The 19,564-nt window shown below is 36.3% G+C and carries 20 protein-coding genes and 1 pseudogene; 10 read left to right on the top strand and 11 right to left on the bottom strand.

Annotated features, from left to right (window positions below; translation table 11 throughout):
- Positions 1-792: 792 nt before the first annotated feature.
- The gene (locus FJR38_RS29020) at positions 793-921 is read right to left on the bottom strand and encodes a hypothetical protein (RefSeq protein WP_256366805.1); all 129 of its coding nucleotides are present in this window, start codon (positions 919-921) and stop codon (positions 793-795) included.
- A 727-nt stretch (positions 922-1,648) separates the two neighbouring features.
- On the opposite strand from FJR38_RS29020, the pseudogene glgP reads away from it, so the two are divergent.
- A pseudogene (glgP, locus tag FJR38_RS13080) lies at positions 1,649-4,212 on the top strand (alpha-glucan family phosphorylase).
- A 122-nt stretch (positions 4,213-4,334) separates the two neighbouring features.
- Here the strand turns inward: glgP and FJR38_RS13075 are convergent.
- Positions 4,335-5,075 (bottom strand): DUF429 domain-containing protein, encoded by a 741-nt coding sequence (locus tag FJR38_RS13075; protein ID WP_168537469.1) that lies wholly within the window; start codon positions 5,073-5,075, stop codon positions 4,335-4,337.
- Positions 5,076-5,443: 368 nt separating this feature from the next.
- Positions 5,444-7,021: a B12-binding domain-containing radical SAM protein gene (locus FJR38_RS13070; RefSeq protein WP_168498528.1), complete on the bottom strand. Its 1,578-nt coding sequence runs from the start codon at positions 7,019-7,021 to the stop codon at positions 5,444-5,446.
- Between the two features lie 245 nt (positions 7,022-7,266).
- Here FJR38_RS13070 and FJR38_RS13065 point away from each other — a divergent pair, with 245 nt between their 5' ends.
- The 5 genes from FJR38_RS13065 (at position 7,267) to FJR38_RS13045 (ending at position 10,993) form a co-directional block, all read left to right on the top strand.
- Positions 7,267-7,575 (top strand): type II toxin-antitoxin system HigB family toxin, encoded by a 309-nt coding sequence (locus tag FJR38_RS13065; protein ID WP_168537467.1) that lies wholly within the window; start codon positions 7,267-7,269, stop codon positions 7,573-7,575.
- Entirely contained in the window at positions 7,550-7,957 is a 408-nt protein-coding gene (locus FJR38_RS13060; protein WP_168537465.1) for a type II toxin-antitoxin system HigA family antitoxin, read from the top strand. The genes FJR38_RS13065 and FJR38_RS13060 overlap by 26 nt, the downstream gene beginning before the upstream one ends.
- A gap of 177 nt (positions 7,958-8,134) precedes the next feature.
- On the top strand, positions 8,135-9,142 hold the full coding sequence (gene trpS, locus FJR38_RS13055; protein WP_168537463.1) for a tryptophan--tRNA ligase: 1,008 nt from the start codon (positions 8,135-8,137) through the stop codon (positions 9,140-9,142).
- 60 nt (positions 9,143-9,202) lie between these two features.
- On the top strand, positions 9,203-10,117 hold the full coding sequence (locus FJR38_RS13050) for a methylenetetrahydrofolate reductase (RefSeq protein ID WP_168537461.1): 915 nt from the start codon (positions 9,203-9,205) through the stop codon (positions 10,115-10,117).
- 153 nt (positions 10,118-10,270) lie between these two features.
- Positions 10,271-10,993: a Uma2 family endonuclease gene (locus tag FJR38_RS13045; protein WP_168537459.1), complete on the top strand. Its 723-nt coding sequence runs from the start codon at positions 10,271-10,273 to the stop codon at positions 10,991-10,993.
- Positions 10,994-11,088: 95 nt separating this feature from the next.
- Here the strand turns inward: FJR38_RS13045 and FJR38_RS13040 are convergent, their stop codons facing one another.
- The 4 genes from FJR38_RS13040 to FJR38_RS13025 form a co-directional block, all read right to left on the bottom strand.
- On the bottom strand, positions 11,089-11,373 hold the full coding sequence (locus FJR38_RS13040) for a type II toxin-antitoxin system mRNA interferase toxin, RelE/StbE family (protein ID WP_168537457.1): 285 nt from the start codon (positions 11,371-11,373) through the stop codon (positions 11,089-11,091).
- Positions 11,373-11,594 (bottom strand): hypothetical protein, encoded by a 222-nt coding sequence (locus FJR38_RS13035; protein WP_168537455.1) that lies wholly within the window; start codon positions 11,592-11,594, stop codon positions 11,373-11,375. The genes FJR38_RS13040 and FJR38_RS13035 overlap by 1 nt, the downstream gene beginning before the upstream one ends.
- Before the next feature lie 202 nt (positions 11,595-11,796).
- Positions 11,797-12,651, bottom strand: coding sequence for a restriction endonuclease (locus tag FJR38_RS13030; protein WP_168537453.1), 855 nt, complete (start codon positions 12,649-12,651; stop codon positions 11,797-11,799).
- 229 nt (positions 12,652-12,880) lie between these two features.
- A complete protein-coding gene (locus FJR38_RS13025; protein ID WP_168537451.1) occupies positions 12,881-13,561 on the bottom strand; it encodes a tetratricopeptide repeat protein in 681 nt (226 codons plus the stop codon).
- A 353-nt stretch (positions 13,562-13,914) separates the two neighbouring features.
- On the opposite strand from FJR38_RS13025, the gene FJR38_RS13020 reads away from it, so the two are divergent.
- Positions 13,915-14,241 carry a YbjQ family protein gene (locus tag FJR38_RS13020; protein ID WP_168498549.1) on the top strand — a complete coding sequence of 109 codons (327 nt, stop codon included), beginning with the start codon at positions 13,915-13,917 and terminating at the stop codon, positions 14,239-14,241.
- Between the two features lie 234 nt (positions 14,242-14,475).
- Entirely contained in the window at positions 14,476-15,114 is a 639-nt protein-coding gene (locus FJR38_RS13015) for a hypothetical protein (protein WP_168537449.1), read from the top strand.
- Between the two features lie 175 nt (positions 15,115-15,289).
- Here the strand turns inward: FJR38_RS13015 and FJR38_RS13010 are convergent, their stop codons facing one another.
- The 4 genes from FJR38_RS13010 to FJR38_RS12995 form a co-directional block, all read right to left on the bottom strand.
- On the bottom strand, positions 15,290-15,550 hold the full coding sequence (locus FJR38_RS13010) for a hypothetical protein (protein ID WP_168498553.1): 261 nt from the start codon (positions 15,548-15,550) through the stop codon (positions 15,290-15,292).
- A 222-nt stretch (positions 15,551-15,772) separates the two neighbouring features.
- A complete protein-coding gene (locus FJR38_RS13005) occupies positions 15,773-16,000 on the bottom strand; it encodes a type II toxin-antitoxin system HicA family toxin (RefSeq protein ID WP_168537722.1) in 228 nt (75 codons plus the stop codon).
- Positions 15,997-16,224 carry a type II toxin-antitoxin system HicB family antitoxin gene (locus FJR38_RS13000; RefSeq protein ID WP_217360020.1) on the bottom strand — a complete coding sequence of 76 codons (228 nt, stop codon included), beginning with the start codon at positions 16,222-16,224 and terminating at the stop codon, positions 15,997-15,999. Before FJR38_RS13000 ends, FJR38_RS13005 begins: the two co-directional genes overlap by 4 nt.
- Positions 16,225-16,449: 225 nt before the next feature.
- Positions 16,450-17,730: a hypothetical protein gene (locus tag FJR38_RS12995; protein ID WP_168537447.1), complete on the bottom strand. Its 1,281-nt coding sequence runs from the start codon at positions 17,728-17,730 to the stop codon at positions 16,450-16,452.
- Between the two features lie 198 nt (positions 17,731-17,928).
- Here FJR38_RS12995 and FJR38_RS12990 point away from each other — a divergent pair, with 198 nt between their 5' ends.
- Together FJR38_RS12990 and FJR38_RS28505 are read left to right on the top strand one after the other, a co-directional pair.
- Positions 17,929-18,990 (top strand): hypothetical protein, encoded by a 1,062-nt coding sequence (locus tag FJR38_RS12990; protein ID WP_168537445.1) that lies wholly within the window; start codon positions 17,929-17,931, stop codon positions 18,988-18,990.
- 70 nt (positions 18,991-19,060) lie between these two features.
- A complete protein-coding gene (locus FJR38_RS28505; RefSeq protein WP_254449450.1) occupies positions 19,061-19,528 on the top strand; it encodes a hypothetical protein in 468 nt (155 codons plus the stop codon).
- Positions 19,529-19,564: the final 36 nt, after the last annotated feature.

Below are 19,564 nucleotides of genomic sequence, written 5' to 3'. Positions count from 1 at the left end.
GTGAGATTGGTAGTTGATTTTTGCCGTTTTGTACTAGTAAGAATCAACAAGTATGGAACAATAAGAGTACATTGACAAAATTGAAAAGTTTTTGATGCAACTATAGATACAGTTGTGTATTTTGGTAACAAGCGGAAGAAAAACTTATCAATTTATCATTTTCAATTACCTATCTGGCAATGGTAGAAGATTGAAAATAAGGAAAGGTTTTTTGCTGTTTATCTTGCAAAAAAGAAATTTTAAACAAAATTAACCAATTGTCCATTGTTGAAGAGTGTTTCAAGAAATAAAATACCCAGTCATGCTTTACTCCGTTTAGCATCTTGGAGATTTTTGACTACACTGCATTTTAGATGGCTATAAGTAGGTAGATGCTAATCAACCCAACTATGTAACGAACTGTAAATTACCCAAAACTCTTGGGATTGCTTCGTTCCACTCCGTTCCACTCGCAATGACATAGTTATAAGTTTTCCCACCTACCTACTTAGTTGGCATGATAACAGAGAATTCATCTGCCACGCTCCGCGCACAAAATGATACTTCTGAATCATTTTTCAGTTAGAATACTCTATACGTACCTCAGCAAAATTAATTATAAGATAATCGAGCAGGTTCAATATCTGATCAAGCCATTGATTGATAAGAGTTTTAGATACCTTTTCTATCTTGCTTTTAATTAAACTTGCCTACTTACATTTTTTAGAAGCAGAGGAATCTTTGTAATCTTGTTATGTTCTCTGTTTACTTGCCAAAATGTGCATTTTTTGGCACTACTACTTATAAATAAATTTAAGGTGGATTATCACCAACGTCTGCCATTACATTAAAATTCACCATTGGTGCAAACAAGACAGCACTCCCCCGATTGCTGTGACGGCTTTCTTGTAAAAATTTTCTAGAGTATATGGCTCTAATCATGTTGCACAAAGATGATTTATAGGCTAACTAAATTACACTTTTAATTACATAATTGTTAATTAAAAACAATTGCTTTTAAGCATAGCATATTTTTAATTGGTGGGACATTTTTTTTAATTAGCCCTGGCGACTAGAAGTCGTAGCTACACAGACAAAACCCACCTTCGTGGGTTGCAAACTCTTGGCTTGTGTCGTAGCGCCCAAAACTTTCAAACATTCTCTAATTTTGTGAATTCATAAACAAATTCAGTAAAGATATTTCTGAATATCCGGATAGGGGAAGATTAGATCCGGATAACTACAGCACATTGGGGGTAAATACTGTCATGATTGTTAATTGGCAGTAAAAATGCTACATATTTAATCTAAGTTTTTAGCGATCGCTTTTCCCGAAATACAGCAACTATAAAGCTGGTTGGGATATCAACTAAATGATACACACAGACTTTCCAGCCTGTTCCCTGTGATAGAAGTACACCCACCCTTGGTATTGCTATATTGCCTAACCAAAGGACACATAATTAAATTTTACTAAAGCTTTGGTAATAACTTAGGAAAACCCCTAGACTCATGAAAGCTATTGGCGTAATGTCTATCTAGACAATTAAATGATTATCAATTCTTAACAAAGTCATCAAAAATTCACAAACATAGTATAAAGAGTTGGCAACATTAAGTAAAAACAGTAAACAATAACCATAGCTGAACTTAAAAGTTTTTCTAAACTATGCAGCCAATTCGCACTTTTAACGTATCTCCTTCACTACCATCCAGGCTAGAACCTTTGCGGAAACTGGCATACAATCTTCACTTTGATTGGAATGTTGAGAGCAAAGACTTATTTCGGCGCTTAGATCCTGACTTGTGGGAATCAAGCCATCATAATCCAGTCTTAATGCTGGGAACAATCAGCCAAAAGCGGCTGCTAGAAGTTGTCGAAGATGAAGGCTTTTTAGCACAAGTAGATCGAGCCGCGCGGCAATTAGAAGATTATTTGCAAGAGCGCACTTGGTATAAAAAACAAAGAAATCAACAAACCAAAGAATGTTACGCCTATTTTTCGGCTGAATTTGGGTTAGTAGATTGTTTACCTGTGTACTCAGGTGGTTTGGGCGTACTAGCAGGAGATCACCTTAAATCGGCTAGTGATTTGGGATTACCGCTGGTAGGCGTAGGGTTACTGTACCAACAAGGCTACTTTGCTCAGTATCTTAATGCTGATGGTTGGCAACAGGAACGCTATCCCATCAATGATTTCTATAATATGCCCTTGCATTTAGAACGGAATCCTGATGGTACAGAACTGCGAATTGCGGTAGATTATCCAGGACGCAAGGTATATGCACGAGTGTGGCGTGTCCAAGTAGGGACAGTACCCCTGTATATGCTTGATACCAATATCGAACCCAATAAGGCTTACGACCACGACATCACCGATCAATTGTATGGTGGTGATATAGATATGCGTATCCACCAGGAAATTATGCTGGGCATAGGTGGAGTGCAAATGCTGAAAGCCTTGGGTTATGAGGTGACAGCTTACCACATGAATGAAGGTCATGCGGCCTTCTCGGCTTTAGAACGGATTCGGATTCTGATTCAGGAAGAAGGACTGAGTTACAGACAAGCTAGACAGGTAGTATCCTCTAGCAATATCTTCACTACTCACACTCCCGTACCCGCTGGTATTGACTTATTTGCCCCTGATAAGATTTTGTATTATCTGGGTTACTACGCAGATATCTTTGGTTTACCTAAAGAGCAATTTTTAGGTTTGGGAAGAGAAAATACTGGTGATTTGTCTAGCCCCTTCAGTATGGCAGTTTTAGCCCTGAAGATGGCGACATTCTCCAATGGTGTGGCACAATTGCATGGTGTTGTCTCCCGGCAGATGTTCCAGGGTTTGTGGCAAAAAGTTCCTGTGGAAGAAGTGCCAATTACCGCTATTACTAACGGGGTTCATGCTCGCAGTTGTGTGAGTAAATCTACTCAGGAATTATACGATCGCTATCTTGGTCCAAACTGGTCATCAGCACCACCAGATAACCAATTGTGGGAACGAATGGATGGGATTCCTGATGAGGAATTATGGCGCAACCATGAACGCTGCCGCTTGGATATGGTTTTGTATGTCCGAGAACATTTAGTGAAGCATTTACGCGATCGCGGTGCTTCGGCCTCGGAAATTGCCCAAGCCCAGGAAGTTCTTGATCCTAACGTTTTAACTATTGGTTTTGCCCGTCGCTTTGCCACATACAAACGCGCTACCTTATGGATGCGTGATTTGGATAGAATCAAGCGGATTTTGCTAGGGAATAAAAACCGCAAGGTGCAGTTTGTCATTGCTGGGAAAGCCCACCCTAAAGATATTCCGGGGAAAGAATTAATCCGGGATATTAATCACTTTATCCATGAACAACACTTAGAAAAACAAGTGGTGTTTGTTCCTAACTACGATATTCACATCGCTCGCTTGATGGTAGCAGGTTGTGATATCTGGTTAAATACCCCCCGTCGTCCCCGTGAAGCTTCTGGTACAAGTGGCATGAAAGCCGCAATGAATGGTTTACCAAACTTAAGTGTACTTGATGGCTGGTGGGATGAAGCTGATTATGTCCGCACTGGTTGGGCAATTGGCCATGGGGAAAATTACGAAGATCCCAATTACCAAGATGAAGTAGAAGCTAATGCTCTTTATGAGTTACTAGAAAAGGAAGTTGTTCCCTTATTCTATGATCATCGTGATGGTGATGGCTTACCTCGTCCTTGGGTGGCAAAAATGAAGGATGCAATTCGCTTGAATTGTCCTTTCTTTAATACAGCCCGGATGGTGCGAGAATATGCAGTTAGGGCTTATTTCCCGGCGAGCGATCGCTATCATACCCTCACTGTTGATAATTATGCCCCAGCCAAGGAATTAGCCGCTTGGAAAGCGAAACTAGGGGAACATTGGTTTAACATCAAAATCAAGGATGTTGACGTATCCGCAGCATCAGATATTGAAGTTAATCAAACTGTAGCGGTAAAAGCTAAGGTTGATTTAGCAACTTTGAAAATGATGATGTTCAAGTAGAACTCTATCAAGGTTCTATTGATGCCAATGGTGATATTGTCAATGCTATCCCTGTCGTCATGGATTACCAAGGATCTGATCCAGAAGGTTTAAGTGTTTATACGGCAAATATCACTTACACTATTTCTGGTTTGCAAGGTATGTCTTTGCGTGTTTTACCTCGCAATCAATACCTCTCTAGTCCTTATGAACCCAGGTTAATCGCTTGGGCTGAATAAGATCATTGCGTAGAGGCGTTCCATGGAACGTCTCTACAAGGGAGTTAGGGAGCAGGGGAGCAGGGGAGCAGGGGAGCAGAAATAAGTTTCCCAATTACCAATCACCAATTACCAATCACCAATTATCTATCAACCTCTGAAATTCTCTGTGGGATAACAATATAGCCAGTGGTATCATCACCTAATACTAGGTTGCGTTGTGTCCCCCAATACCACCAGTAAGCGGCTACATAAGCGCAAATGAGGCTATCGAGTTTATCTTCTGTTTCTTTGAGTTTTGCACCTGTATGGGGAAATTGACCACAGATAAACGCAGATAGATGTAGATGAGGAGAGATAGATGGTAAGACTTCTAGAATGTAATTATATAGTTTAATCAGTTCTAATTGGCGATCGCTCAGTCGTCCCTTTTTATATTTGAGAATTCGTTGTAAATTAAATAAGTTAACTATGGCTGGGTGCGGAAAAACCTCGATTTGATATCTTCCCAGCTTTTGTGGTTCAATAGTGGGAGCATGGGCAAAGCCACGAGATTCTAATTCTAAACCAAAATTAATTGTCCGTTCTGCAAAGGCTAAATTTTGGTTGGCTGGATAGCAACCAGCATGATATTTCCCAAAATATTTATGACTAAGTTTATCAGGTAAACGACTTCCAGTCGCATTGGGTATCAGCGTTGGGGCATCAACAGCCACAATAGCAGATTCGTCTAATTTTACACTTTTATCAATCCAAGTCAGGATATCTGCAATAGAGTCTTGGCGATCTAAATCCAGTAATTGCAGTTTTCCATCTCTTAATTCTAAACAGCATAGTCCACTTGGTTGAGACTTCCAGCCCAAATCAATACCAATAAATTTCATTTAGCACACAAAAACACCCAATTTCTAATTATAGTAGACATCTCCAGAAAAGAATCTAGAGACCTTCCATGGAAAGTCTCTATCTTTTCACCTGTGCCGAGTTGTGTAAGTCCTTTAAATTAACAGCGATAGCGATATTGGGCGTTGCTGATTAAGAGTATGATTTTGTTTCACGCAGAGGCGCAGAGTCTACAGAGAGTAAGAGTTTGAAATCATTGATTTTTGAATTTCATACCCTAATATGGCTATCGCCACGCAGGCTATCAGCAACGCCGAAATTGGAAAATTCCAAATTTTCAACTTTGCGCCTTTGCCCCTTTGTCTCTTTGCGCGAAATATAAATTATACCGCCATTAGGCAACACCAAATCAATTCACAGTTTCTAACTCTAAACTAATGGCTTTTTGTTGCCGTTCCTGTTGCTGTAATTCTGCTAATTCCGATTCTATTTCTGCCTTCACCTCATGACGGAACTTGAAAAAATGTTCGCCTGTACCTAAAGCAATTAAATAATCATATAATAGATGAGGTTTACGCCCTGCCATTGTTATTAATTGCTGCCAAAAAACAAACCGTGTAGAACGTAATACCCCTTGTCGCCAACAAATAGACATTAAAAATTGGAACTCTGGTTTAGTTAAAGTTCTTTCATATTTAGCCCGCCAACCTTCCATCATCATAAAATGTTTAAACGTCCGTTTCAGATATGGCATAGGTTCATATAAATTCCAAAAAGTTTCAATAAACTCCTCAGCAATTTGCGACATTGGTCGAGTCGGAACAAAATTCATCAAAGCTTTTTGAGAACCGACAAATTCACCTAATCCATCCATTAACCGTCCTTCTTTTTGCAGACGAGTCCACATAGCCGTATTGGGTAAAGCTTGGAGTAAATTTAGATGAGCTTGGGGAATACAGGTTTCTTCTACAAACTCTTGAATTCGTTTACCTGCACCTGGTTTTTCCCCATCAAATCCCAAAATAAAACCAGACATAATTTGTAATCCGGCTTTAGTAATTTTATTGCAAGATTCCACTAAGGAATTCCGAGTATTTTGTGGTTTATTAATGCCGATTAGACTATCTACATCAGGAGTTTCAATCCCCATAAATACTTGAACAAAACCAGCTTTTACCATCAATTCTAATAATTCATCATCTTCCGCTAAATTCAAAGAAGCTTCTGTTAATAACGCAAAAGGATAATTACGTTTTTCCATCCAAGGAATTAATTCCCTTAAAAAGACTTTAGCATTACGTTTATTGCCAATAAAGTTATCATCAACTATGAATACATAACGCCACCAACCCATCTGATATAATACATCTAATTCTGCAAGAATTTGTTCAGGTGTTTTCGTCCGGGGTTTGCGACCAAAAAGCGTAATAATATCGCAAAATTCACACTGGAATGGACAACCCCGTGAAAACTGCACAGTCATTGCTGTATAAGCATTTAAATCTAATAAATCAAATCGGGGTAAAGGAGTTGTGGTGACATCTGGTTTTTCTGTAGCGCGAAAAATTCCCTTTTCTTCACCCTTTTCTAACGCCTCTAAAAACATGGGAATGGTGATTTCCCCTTCATCTAAAATTAAATAATCTGCTCCTGCTTCTAAAACAAATTCTGGCACAGATGTGGCAAATGGTCCACCTACTGCGACCTTTTTACCTAACTTTTTACCTTTCCTAATTAATTCGCCAAAATCTTGTTTTTGAATAATCATTGCAGAGATGATCACAATATCGCACCATTCCCAATCTGCATCTGTTTCTAGACTGATATTGCGATCGCTCAATCTGAATTCCCAATCACTGGGTAATATCGCTGCAACCGTAATTAAACCCAATGGCGGGTTTGTAGCCCGCAAATTAGCCAAATTAAGGGTTTCCTGGTAAGACCAGAAGGAATTAGGCATTATTGGCCAGATTAATAAGGCTTTCATCAATCATCTGCCTCTATATTTATTTAAGTTCAAAACCCATTTAGTCTTGAACTATAAAAGCTGGGTTAGTTAGTTTTTATCTCTCTAAAGATACAGATTCTTTTAGTTTTATCTTTAAGAAAAGAAATCAGTGAAGTAGGGATCAGAAACAGAGTAGTAAACAAAATTTATCTGCGACTGAAACATGAAACAAAATATATGGTAAATTTACCTGAAAATAGCTATAATGTTGTTGTGTTAACTTAATGCGTGTTATTAGCAAAAAAATACTTAGAGACTTTTGGGAAAAGCACTCCCAGGCTGAATCAGGACTTTTACTATGGTATCAGCGCATATCTGATTCTCAATTGGAAACTTTTAATGATGTTAGACAAATTTTTCCATCAGCAGACTTAGTGGGTAATTGGACTATTTTTAATATCAAAGGTAATCATTATCGGCTGATAACCTATATAGATTACGAATATCAACTTTTATTTATCCGTGCTGTACTCACTCATTCTGAATACGATAAGGAGAATTGGAAAAATGACAACTGGTTTAAAAACTCCTAGTAACTACTATATCAAGCTAATTAACACATTTCCGCCACGACCAATTACCAATGAAGATGAATTAATTGCTACGCAAAATCAAATTAATTCTATTTTGGATCAAAGAAATATTACACAAGATGATCGAGACTATCTTCAGGTTCTTGGTACTCTTGTTTATGATTATGAACAACAACATGAAATAATACCTCCTCTAAAAGGTATTGCACTCCTTCAAGCTTTACTAGAAGAATCTAATCTGCAACCCAAAGATTTAGTTTCTGTCTTAGAAAGTGAGTCCATAGTTTTAGATATTCTTAATGGTAAACGCCAATTAACAGAACAACAAACTCAAGATTTAGCAGTTTTTTTCAAAATAAATCCTACTTATTTAGCTGAATAATGGCTTGACTAGGTGGTGTGTAAAATTATTAATTGTTAATAAATGTCTGGCAAAAATCGGAAAAAGACAAAAGATACTTTTCATTAATCCCATCACTAATCCCCAATGACTACTAAAATGAGTCTTGTAACTGCCCCATTGAGAAAGCGGGGAAGAAGAGATAACTAACGGATAATTATGGGTAAGCAGCGCGTTTTGTCGGGAGTTCAACCAACTGGTAACTTACACTTAGGAAACTATTTAGGTGCGATTCGCAACTGGGTAGAAATTCAAGACCAGTATGATAATTTCTTTTGTGTGGTAGATTTACACGCCATCACTGTACCACATAACCCCGCCACTTTAGCGGCTGATACTTACAACATTGCGGCTTTATATTTAGCTTGTGGCATTGATTTACAGCATTCTAGTATTTTTGTCCAGTCTCATGTTTCCGCACACAGTGAACTTACCTGGTTGCTAAATTGCATTACTCCCCTGAACTGGTTGCAAGATATGATCCAGTTTAAAGAAAAAGCCGTTAAACAAGGGGAAAATGTCGGTGTTGGTTTGTTAGATTATCCCGTACTCATGGCGGCGGATATTCTGCTTTATCAAGCTGATAAAGTGCCTGTAGGTGAAGATCAAAAGCAACATTTAGAACTAACGCGGGATATCGTCAATCGCTTTAATCATCAATTTGCGAAAAAAGCACCAGTATTAAAATTACCAGATCCTTTAATTAGAAAAGAAGGTGCAAGGGTGATGAGTTTGACAGATGGAACTCGGAAAATGTCAAAATCAGATCCTTCAGAATTAAGCCGCATTAATGTTTTAGATTCACCAGAGGAGATTACGAAGAAGATTAAACGCTGTAAAACTGACTTGGTGAGGGGTTTAACCTTTGATGATGTAGATCGTCCAGAATGCCATAACCTGTTAACTTTGTATATGCTGCTGTCGGGAAAAACTAAGGAAGATGTAGCAGCGGAATGTGCAGATATGGGTTGGGGACAATTTAAACCATTGTTGACAGAAACAGCGATTCATGCTTTAAAGCCAATTCAAGACAAATATCAGGAGGTAATGACCGATAAAGGTTATTTAGACTCTGTATTGCGGGATGGTGGAGAGAAAGCCAGAGCGATCGCTAATCAGACTCTAGCAGATGTGAAAGCTGCTTTGGGTTTCACCGTTCCTCTTTAAGGTTTAGGCTTTTAGGTGTAATTTGTTTTACCCTATTAGAAAACCGACCAGGATTACATTATGCCGGATACCCATAGCTCCAGTGCTTTTAATAACTTCCGCAAAGCCGCCCAAAAGGGTGACTTTTTAATTACCGCCGAAGTTGCACCTCCCAAGGGCGGAGATCCCACCCATACTATCGAAATGGCAGCGACTCTTAAGGGAAGGGTTCATGCTGTCAATATTACCGATGGTAGCCGTGCCGTAATGCGGATGTCTTCGTTGGTAGCCTCGGTAATTTTATTGCAGAATGGTATTGAGCCGATTTGTCAGTTTGCTTGCCGCGATCGCAATAGAATCGGAATACAAGCAGATTTAATGGGCGCTCATGCTTTGGGTATCCGCAACATTTTAGCTTTAACTGGCGACCCTGTAAAAGCCGGTGATCATCCTGATGCAAAACCTGTTTTTGATTTGGAAGCTGTGCGGTTATTGCAGTTAATTAGAAACATGAATCAGGGCGTTGATTTTAATGAAAAACCTCTCACTGATGGGGCATTAGATTTATTTGCAGGTGCAGCAGTAGATCCCCAATCTAAAAGTTGGTCAGGTTTGCAAAGTCGGTTTGAAAAGAAAATAGCAGCCGGGGCGCAATTTTTTCAAAGTCAATTAATTACTGATTTTGAAATATTAGAAAAGTTCATGGATAAAATTGCCGTCGGTTACAATAAACCAATTTTAGCGGGAATTTTTCTCTTGAAATCGGCAAAAAATGCCCAATTTATTAATAAGGCTGTTCCCGGTGTGAATATTCCTGAACACATTATTGAGAGATTAGCAAAAGCGAAACATCCCCTCGAAGAAGGCATGAAAATTGCCGCTGAACAAGTGCAAATTGCGCGGGGATTGTGTCAGGGTGTGCATCTGATGGCGGTGAAGCGGGAAGATTTGATTGCACCGATTTTGGATTTAGCGGGGGTGGAGAAAGTTAGTTAGAGGGAAAACAGCTTAAATTATGAATTTAGTAGAGATGTTCCATGGAACGTCTCTACAAGGCTTTTGAAATCACGCATATTTAACTTCAGTAGTTGTCTCTTAATATTGCTAATTTTGCTAAACTAAAACAAACCTCTTCCAGCGCGAGGGTATATGACTTTTATAACTGATGTCCAGGAAGATCCAGACTTACGCCCTTACCCAGAAACCTCTCTTCCAGATCATACCCAACTACCAGAATCTAACGGTACTTTTGTAAAAAATTTCCAGGCACATCCCCAAAGCATTCTACTAACTGATTCCATTAAGTCTGTATTACATAAACGTCATCCAGATCGGCAATATATCATAGGTCAAAATAGTGCTATTTATTGGCGCATTACCGAGCCACCAAAAATTGGCGCACTAGCTCCCGACTGGTTTTATATACCTAATGTCCCACCTTTACTAGATGGTAAAATCCGACGTTCTTATGTGCGTTGGTTAGAATATATTTCGCCATTAATTGTGTTAGAATTTGTTTCTGGTAATGGTTCAGAAGAGCGAGATAAAACGCCTTGGAAAGGTAAATTCTGGATTTATGAACAAGTCATTAAACCCGCTTTTTATGGCATTTATGAAGTGAATAAAGCAAGTGTAGAAGTTTATGAATTAATTGGTGGACAATATCAGTTATTGTCAGCAAATGAAAGGGGACATTATTCAATTACACCTATAGGTATTGAGTTGGGTTTATGGCAAGGTGAATATCAGAATATGGATTTACACTGGTTGCGGTGGTGGGATTTGCAAGGTAATTTATTATTAACTGGTGAAGAAAGAGCAAATCGTTTGTCTGCACAATTACGTGCTTTGGGAATTGAACCAGAAGCGTAATATTAAATTAAATGTAATGATGATGATGATTTTGGATTTAACGGGAGTAGAGACAGATGATCGATCACCCTTTTACCACCAAATAAGCTATCAGACTAATAAACTTCATCATGATTACCAATATCAAGTAAAACAATCACTTCTTCTGTATTATTTTCATCAATTTCTAAAGTAAACAAAATTCGACAGTCGTAACCACAAGAACAAGCTTTTAGTCCTAATAATTTTCCTTGTAATGAATGAGTGCTTAATTGAGAAGCAAAAACATCTTCTTGCATTAGTTCTAATGTTTGAATAATTTTTGTCTCAAGTTGAGGATCGCGTTTGACAAATTTGCGAAATGCTCGTTTAAATTTAGGTGTTAAAACTAATTCTCTCATTAATCTTCTGTTAAACTTGCCTGTAATTCAACAATAATACTCTCCATAGGTTGAGATTTTAACTCTCCTCGGTGAAAGGCTGAAATCGCTTTTTTTGCATCTTCAGCAATTTCTTCACGACGAGATTCAATCATTTGATTTTTAATAATTTCTAATAACATTTCTCTTTGTTCAAAAGGAAGTTGATTAACAGTTAAAATTGCCTCTTCTAATGTCACCATAATCTAGCTTCTCTTAATTTATTTGAGTTTCTTTAAATAGATTATAACTTAATCGAGGAAAAAGAGGAATAGCATTTCATCCCCACAGCAAAGCGATTGACTGCACAATTACGTGCTTTAGGGATTGCTCCGGAAGCGTAATATTTAAATGCGATCGCACTCTCTACCGCCACCTAATATCTTATTCTACCGATGTCAAGATTTAATCTATATGATAAGCAGCATCGCCAATTTGTCGAACTAATTCAACACATTCTTTAATTTTTTGGGCTAAACTGTTTATACTGTCAGCAGGAACATCGCTGTTTAACGCAAAAAGGTAATCTCTAATAGCAATCTGCAATCTAAGTTGTGATTGTAAGAGTGTTAAAAAGGTAGACCAATTTGGGATAGCAAGACAAACATCTTCAAAATATTTGTGTGAGCCGCACTCATCTACAATCGTACATTCTAATCTACTAAGCAGATCAACAACATACCCTATTTCCTCAACTTCCTCTTCAGTAATCCAGTAACGATACTCCATCGATAATCTAGTTGTATCTTCGCTTGTCCGAAACGTTTCAGGATTAGGCAGAAGCAAATCATGTATGAATGACGGCAATAACCCAAAAGATATTGCTAATTCCCTAGCATCAGAGCTTTTTAAAATTTCATTTTCGATTTCCTTTCGTTCCCAAGGGGGAGGAACCCGAATTTTAGGGTTATTTCGTTGCCAAGCTTCAAGCCAATCACGACATGGCGTAGTTAAATGGCTTGAAACAACAATCAACATAACATCTGGCTGCTCGGCCGATGCCCATGCTAATGAACCTTCAAAAGCACTAGGAGAAACCCCTGATTGATAGTGCTTTACTTCGACAAAATATGTTTCATTAACTTCATCTCCAAGCGCACCTTGCCGACGAAACTGTACTTGGATATCTCTTCCCTTATCTCCTGGTCCTTTTCGCCATTTAATTTGTAGTGGGTTTGCTGATCTTAAAACTGTAAATACGAGTTCTTCAAATTGCTCGTCGTCTATTTTGTCCCAACGAAATTTCTCAGCAATTGACATATTGTTTCAAATAAAGGGATAATGTGAACGAACAGAGTTAATTTAGCACATAAATTATCACTATGTATTGGACAATATAATTTGGATTTTGGGTTAAAAATGCGATCGCACTATAGTTTAACTAAAAGCCTCAGCTAAAGTAAACATTCCGCACTTCATACTATTTATTGAAATGCGGAATGTGGAATAAAATCACAGCAATTTGAGTTAGATATTTTGATAACTACATCTAACCACCTATTTGTCCCAGCATTGTTTGTACCCGTCCTACTCCTTCTGTATCATTTCCCCGGCGATACAAATCTAATGCTTTTCTAAGAACACTATTTGCTTGTGTAGTTTGTCGTCGCTGCTTGAACATTGTACCCATTAATTCATAGATACGGGGATTATTTCTATCAAGATTAATTGCTTGTTCATAAGCCCACATAGCTGCTTTATAATCACCTAAACTAGTTTGAGCAACTCCTAATCCTAGATAAGCGTTGATATTATTACGATTCAATTGGATAGCACGACGATAAGCTTCTTTTGCGCCCTTGTTATCTCTGGTGTTACTTTTTATATAACCAACAGCATAGTAAAAATCACTACTATTAGGATTAATAGCGATCGCTCGCCGATAAGCAGCTAAAGCTAAAGGAAAATTCCCTTGTTGTGTATATAAATAGCCAATACCTGCATGAATTCTGGCATTTCTGGGATCTAACTTTGCTGCTCTTTGATAAACAGCGATCGCTTCATTATAATCTCCAGAATCTACCAGTCTTTTTCCCTCTTCTATCAAATTTTTCAACTCTGAATTCTTAGCTTGTGCAACTAATACATCGGTTTGTGCTACTACAGGTGTACTAGTAACAAAACATCCTAATAATAAGACAGTTAACACAAATGATGTTTTTTTGTACATAGTAAAATTTCCTACAGTCTGTTAAATTATTTTTATTTGTACATTAAAACAAAAATATCTCTTTTTGTAATGCGTATTTATTCACATTCACAGAATATTAGTAATTTATTAAATAACTTGACACACCATTATAGCAATGAATTAATACCTTCGCCAAGCAATAAGGACAAATAATCATGCAAATATCTTGATTGACCCAGAATTTCATAAATTTCCATCTCACTTATGACTAACTATATAATATATGTTATTTTTAAATTGTCAGAAACCTTACCACAGCCAGAGCAGATTGCAAGTGCATAAGGTAAAACTGAAAATCAAAATATGGCTTAGTCCTTCTTTTTATTAAATTTATGCTTCTAACTACTACTGATGTTATTCAAGGCGCTGTAATTCAATCATATCTAGGTATTGTGACAGCAGAAGTTGTCTATGGTAGCAATTTCTTACGAGATTTTTTAGCGAGTATTCGAGATATTGTTGGTGGACGCACCGGTAGCTACGAGCGGTTATTTGAAGAAGGACAACGAAAAGCAATGGAAGAATTAGAACAAAGAGCGCAACGTTTAGGCGCAGATGCTGTCATTGGTATCGCCGTTGACACCGGCACAATTAATGTTGATCAATCTGGGGTTTTATTAGTAATTACAGCCACAGGGACAGCCGTCAAAATTCGTTAATATTTCCCTGATTTTTTAATTTATCAATTAAGCTTACCTAGTCAATTTATGACCAAAGAAATAGTAAACAAGTCTTTCTATTGATAGATATTTAAAATCATAATTAGCGATTTAATTTTAAACATAAGCATAAAAAAGAGCGTTGAGAAGAAAAAATTCCCAACCAGGGTTTTTTCTCGAAAAATATACAATACCTGAGCAACTTTGCTGCAATAGCAAGGGAGAAAAATAGCTATGTCATACGTAAATCGGGTAGGTGAGGAAATTAGTCCTCCTGAGTCTTTGGTAGCTAGTCGAGTCACTGAATATCGGGACCGTGTGCGGTGGGGTCCTATTATTTCTGGTGTGTTAGTAGCTTTAGCAACTCAACTAATCTTGAGTTCCTTTTTTAGCGCCCTGGGTACAGAAACAATTGCTGAATCCTTCGCACCGAGAACAATTACCCCTAATATTATTAGTAATGTTGGAATTTGGTCAACACTTGCTTTACTATTGTCCCTATTTATTGGCGGTTGGATAACAACCCGTGCTTGTGGTCCAATGCACAAAGATACAGCACTACTAAATGGTGCAATTCTTTGGGCAACAACTCTAGCATTTAGCTCCTTTCTATTAGCAAATGGAGTATTAGGTGCTTTTGGTGTAGCTGCTTATAGTGCAGCAGATCTTATTAATCAACTACAGCTACAAGGCACTTTGGTAACGCCGAATGTACCCGCCTTGACTGCTGAACAGACCCGTGAAATTGCGGCTGCAACTTCGAGAACTTTGTGGTGGTTTGTCTTTGGTTCTCTCTTAGGTTTAGTTGCTTCCTTAATCGGAGCAGTAGCAGGTGCGCGTACCCCTTCTAGAACTAACAATTACAATTCTTGATAACTAGTACCGCAGGGCGGAATTAAAAATTAAAAAAGCAGATTACATAAGCTTTTTCCTAATTTTTAATCGTTAGTTTACTTACGCCATTATGTACTAGCTATAAAAATCAATTAATTTATTAAGCACTTGAGGAAAGTGCTTTTTTATTATTTAAAAAATTACGAATCATTAACTACCACTTCAAAAACGCTTCCTCAACTCCATATTCCCGCCTAACTTTGGCATCTATTTCAAACCAAGTAATAATTTGTTTTGTGGTTAACTCCTCAATAGGAACTTCATATTCCTTGGCAATATGTTGTAAAATTCTCAAAGAAGAAATAGTCAATCTAGTTAAAAACTTTTCCGGAGAAGATAACAAAGCTGCGTCAACTTGGGCTGATTCTTCTGAAGATAAAAATTGGGTAGATGATTGATTAGGTGCGATATCCATAAAATTCAAAGATCCGTTTAATTACGAAACTGCCTTTCTAATATTAAATCATATTATTGTAATCCGTGAGCAATAAAAGCAGACCAATAGCGGGGATGTGCAAAGGGAAATTCTGCTTGTGATTTTTGGATGTGATTATGTTTACAGTTAGGGTTAGATATTCCTGTAATTGAGGATATTAATTTAAATCAAATTGCACAACCTGTATAAAATGCCGAAGAACTAATTTAAAAATTCTATCAGTTCATCTTTAGTTAAATCTGCATCTCGAATTATTTTTACTAATAAACCTTTTCCAATAGTTTTACCACTATGAGAAGGAATAGAAACAATTCGATTATTTTCATGTTTCATTCTTACATGACTTCCCTTTTGTCTGACTATATAAAAACCTGCTTTTTCTAATGCAGCAATCAGTTCTTCTCCTGTAATTGTTGGCAATTTAGTTATGATAATACTACTTTTTGCACACCAATAAATTCAGTTATTGATTCCTCTTCTAGTTCTTCTAAACACATTTCAATTACTTCTTTAATATTTTTCATTAGTTCATTAATAGTTTCTCCTTGACTATAACAGGCTTTTAGTTGAGGAACTTCACCAATATATATACCATCTTCATCTCTTTCAATTACTACATAAAATTCTTTGTTTTTCATGGTTTGGTTTGTCATTGAGATAGTTTTCTAATAAAGTTAAGAATGTTCGATTTTTATTATAACACAAACGACAAATCCCCGACTTCTTACTTTAATCTTTTGTAAATAATGATAATTTATAAAAGAAGTCGGGGATCTAAATTGCAGGTTTAGCGATTTGCCAATATTGGGAAGAATTGATAAACGTACCTCATAAATCTAAAATACGCTTTATTTTTGTGCGATCGCAATTTTAATGATTCATGCACCTACTGTTTTACTTTTATCTTGAAAATACCAATAAAGATTAGCTAAAGTTAAATCTGCTATTTCTTGCCAATTTCCAGCTACTAAACCATTATATCCAGAATTGGTTGCTTGCTCAGTTATATAAGATTCATATTCTTTACGTAATTTAGGCTCAATGATAAACCTTAACTGATCCCGTAGTGATAAATAATGAGATTTATTTTTTAACTCTTGATAAAATACCAATTCTTTTGGTTCTTGTACAATTTCTGAATCTGTTTTAGTTTCCAAACTATCACTATTTCCCAAATCAGAACTTGCTAAAAGTTTTCTTTCACTTGCAGGTAAATTTTTAATCCAATCTACATGATCTTGCCAAGATGATAATACAGCTAAATCATTATTGAGAATACAAGATATTTCTGGGAATATAAAATCTAATTCTGCTTCTGATTCACATTTATCAATTACAGTTAGGCAATCTTTACGAATTTGATTTTGCAGAAAATCAAGCTGATGATATACAGCATCATATTGATGTTGTAATTGATATGTTAAAGCTATTGTTTGCTCAATTGCCCAAGCACATTCCATTCTTCTGAGATATCCCGCAGCACAGGTGTCAGATAAAATGGCCGGATTTTTATAGCTAGATAAAGAATTATTTAATGTGTTGATTACCCAACCTAAAGTATTATTTCTAATATTTGAATCTTCAATTAAAAATGCTGTTTTAAGTGATTGCAATGCTTGTTGAAACTGTCCATAAGCTTGCATTAAAATTAATTGGTGTGCATGAAATTTGATATCTACTGCAACTTCATCAATTCGTTTTCTGACTTCTTCCCCTTCATATTTTAAAGTTTCCTTTAAATCAAGAAAACCATTTTTTACTTCTAAATGTAGTAATTCTACTTGCTTGCGTAATTTGAGAGTCTGATATAGATTAACTGCTGATAACACCGTACCTCCTACTACCCCAACACCAATTAAAGATGTAGTAGTTTGTAAAACTCCCACGCTGTTTTGAAGAGTATCCAGCATTTTGTAAGTTTTTTGGAATCCTCGATGGGTTTGCAGCATTTGCAACCCACCCATAATGACATCTACTGGAACAGTGAGAGGATTGATACTTGCGGATTGATCTATAATTACACCCACTGCGTGAGCAACAATCTTACCTGTTGCTTTATTTCTTGCTATACCTAGTAATTCTCCAGAGGATTTTGAAACTACTTCATAGATACCAGATTTAATTCCAGCTTCAATTTCAGGGACAAACTCAAACAGCATACTGGGGATGATAAAAATTTCTTTTATAGTATAGCTTTTATACTACTTACACACAAAACCGTATTTTTTCTTAAAAATAATTGAGGTTTGAATTTAGTATATTATAAATAGTAGTAAAAATACTAGACTCCTTGTTAAACTATCTCTAGTAGCACTACTGGTATAAAGCAGACTAAAAGTAAATTTGTGTAGTTAATTATGAATTTCTATTACAAAACATTGCAAGGTGTGATCAATTCATCTGAAGAAATCATCAAATGTGAAGATAATTCCAAGGAAATCAAGGAATCAGCAGATAAACTTAATAAATCAGTGAAACCGTGTATTGCAGAATTAAAACAGTCAGCTACGAAACTCAAGGATTTAGTTGACAATTGTTTTTGTGATGTAGATCATGCTAGAGATGTTTGGGATAGCAAACAAAGAATAATGGTAGTACCCACTGCGGAAATATGGGAAGAAATAGGTGATTGGAGTGGGTTTTCTGTTAGAATTAGTAATTTATATAATCAATCTAAGTTAGAAACCTTAGAAGTCGTGAAAAAATCTTGGTTAGCAAGAGTTGAAAAATTAACAAGAGATTTTTTTGTAGATGATAAAAGTAAAAATAAGAATGGAGTAAATATTTTTGATTTTGCTAGAGAATTACAAATAATTAAAAATTTTGATTTTGCTAGAGAATCACAAATAATTAAAAATTTTGATTCTGCTATACAATTACAACTAGGTGAGATTGAAACAATTTTATCACAAAACATATTGTTAATCATTCATGAATTTATACCCAGATTGCCAGTTATTGAAAAATGTGCCAATCAGTTAGATACAGTCAAGAAAAGCAAAATAAATAATCTAATCAATTCAATTAGTGAATCATTAGAGAACTTAGTAGAAAGAGTATTTGGTAATGATTTTTATGTATATAAAGTTAATATTCGGATAGATTATATAAGAAATACTCCTCAAGATTTAGCGAAACAAGCAGCTTTAGCAATCAGTCAAGAACAGTTTACTCAAGCCTATAAGAAAGTATCTGAAAACCTGGAAAAGATAGTTGTAGCTATTTTTGATGAGTTGTGGAGGTTAATAAATGACGCAATTGAACAAGCAATGTTATTTTACAATGACTTTTTAGAAATCCAAAACCGTTATCAGCAAGAAACATCAGAACAACGTCAAGCTGAGAAAGATTGGATAGAAAATCAGCGTCAAGAACTGATACAAATACAAAAGGGAATTGAGATAATTTTGAAGCGTTAATTTTATCTATTAAATGTAAGGATAAAAAAATACACCTTTCTATTCTCAGGACAATAATAACCAACAAATTTTGAATAAACAATTGAGAGTTTTTGCAGACTTTAATAATGCTGATGAAGAAGAACGGCTACGTTTAAATTGTATTGGCACAATTGAAGATTTAGCACGTCAAAAAATTGAATTACAAGATGGTCAAAAACTAACTTTTTATAGCGAAGATTTAGAAATTGAAGGAATAGTTAAACATTCTCCAGAAGAGAATATTTGGGTTGCAGTTATTGATTGGGATAATATTAGACAAGTGGAAGATTTACCTAAATTGATAGATGTACCTAAATTTATGGAAAAATTGCGTACAGATAATCCCAGTAGAAGATCAAAAAGAAGAATACTAATAGTGGAAAAACCTAAAAAAACGCAAAATCTTACTGTAGAAGCAGCTAAGGGATTAAGAGTATTAAAAGAAATATTTGAAGAGGGAATCATCACAGAAGAAGAATATCAAATTAAACGCCAATCTCTAGTTGATAAACTTTAGATAAATTGTGCTAATAATTTTTTGGTTAAATATCCA

The sequence above is a fragment of the Anabaena sp. UHCC 0253 genome, assembly GCF_009712085.1.
Lineage (GTDB): Bacteria > Cyanobacteriota > Cyanobacteriia > Cyanobacteriales > Nostocaceae > Dolichospermum.
The sequence above is the reverse complement of the archived record's forward strand: the minus strand, read 5'-3'. Positions and strand labels throughout refer to the sequence as shown.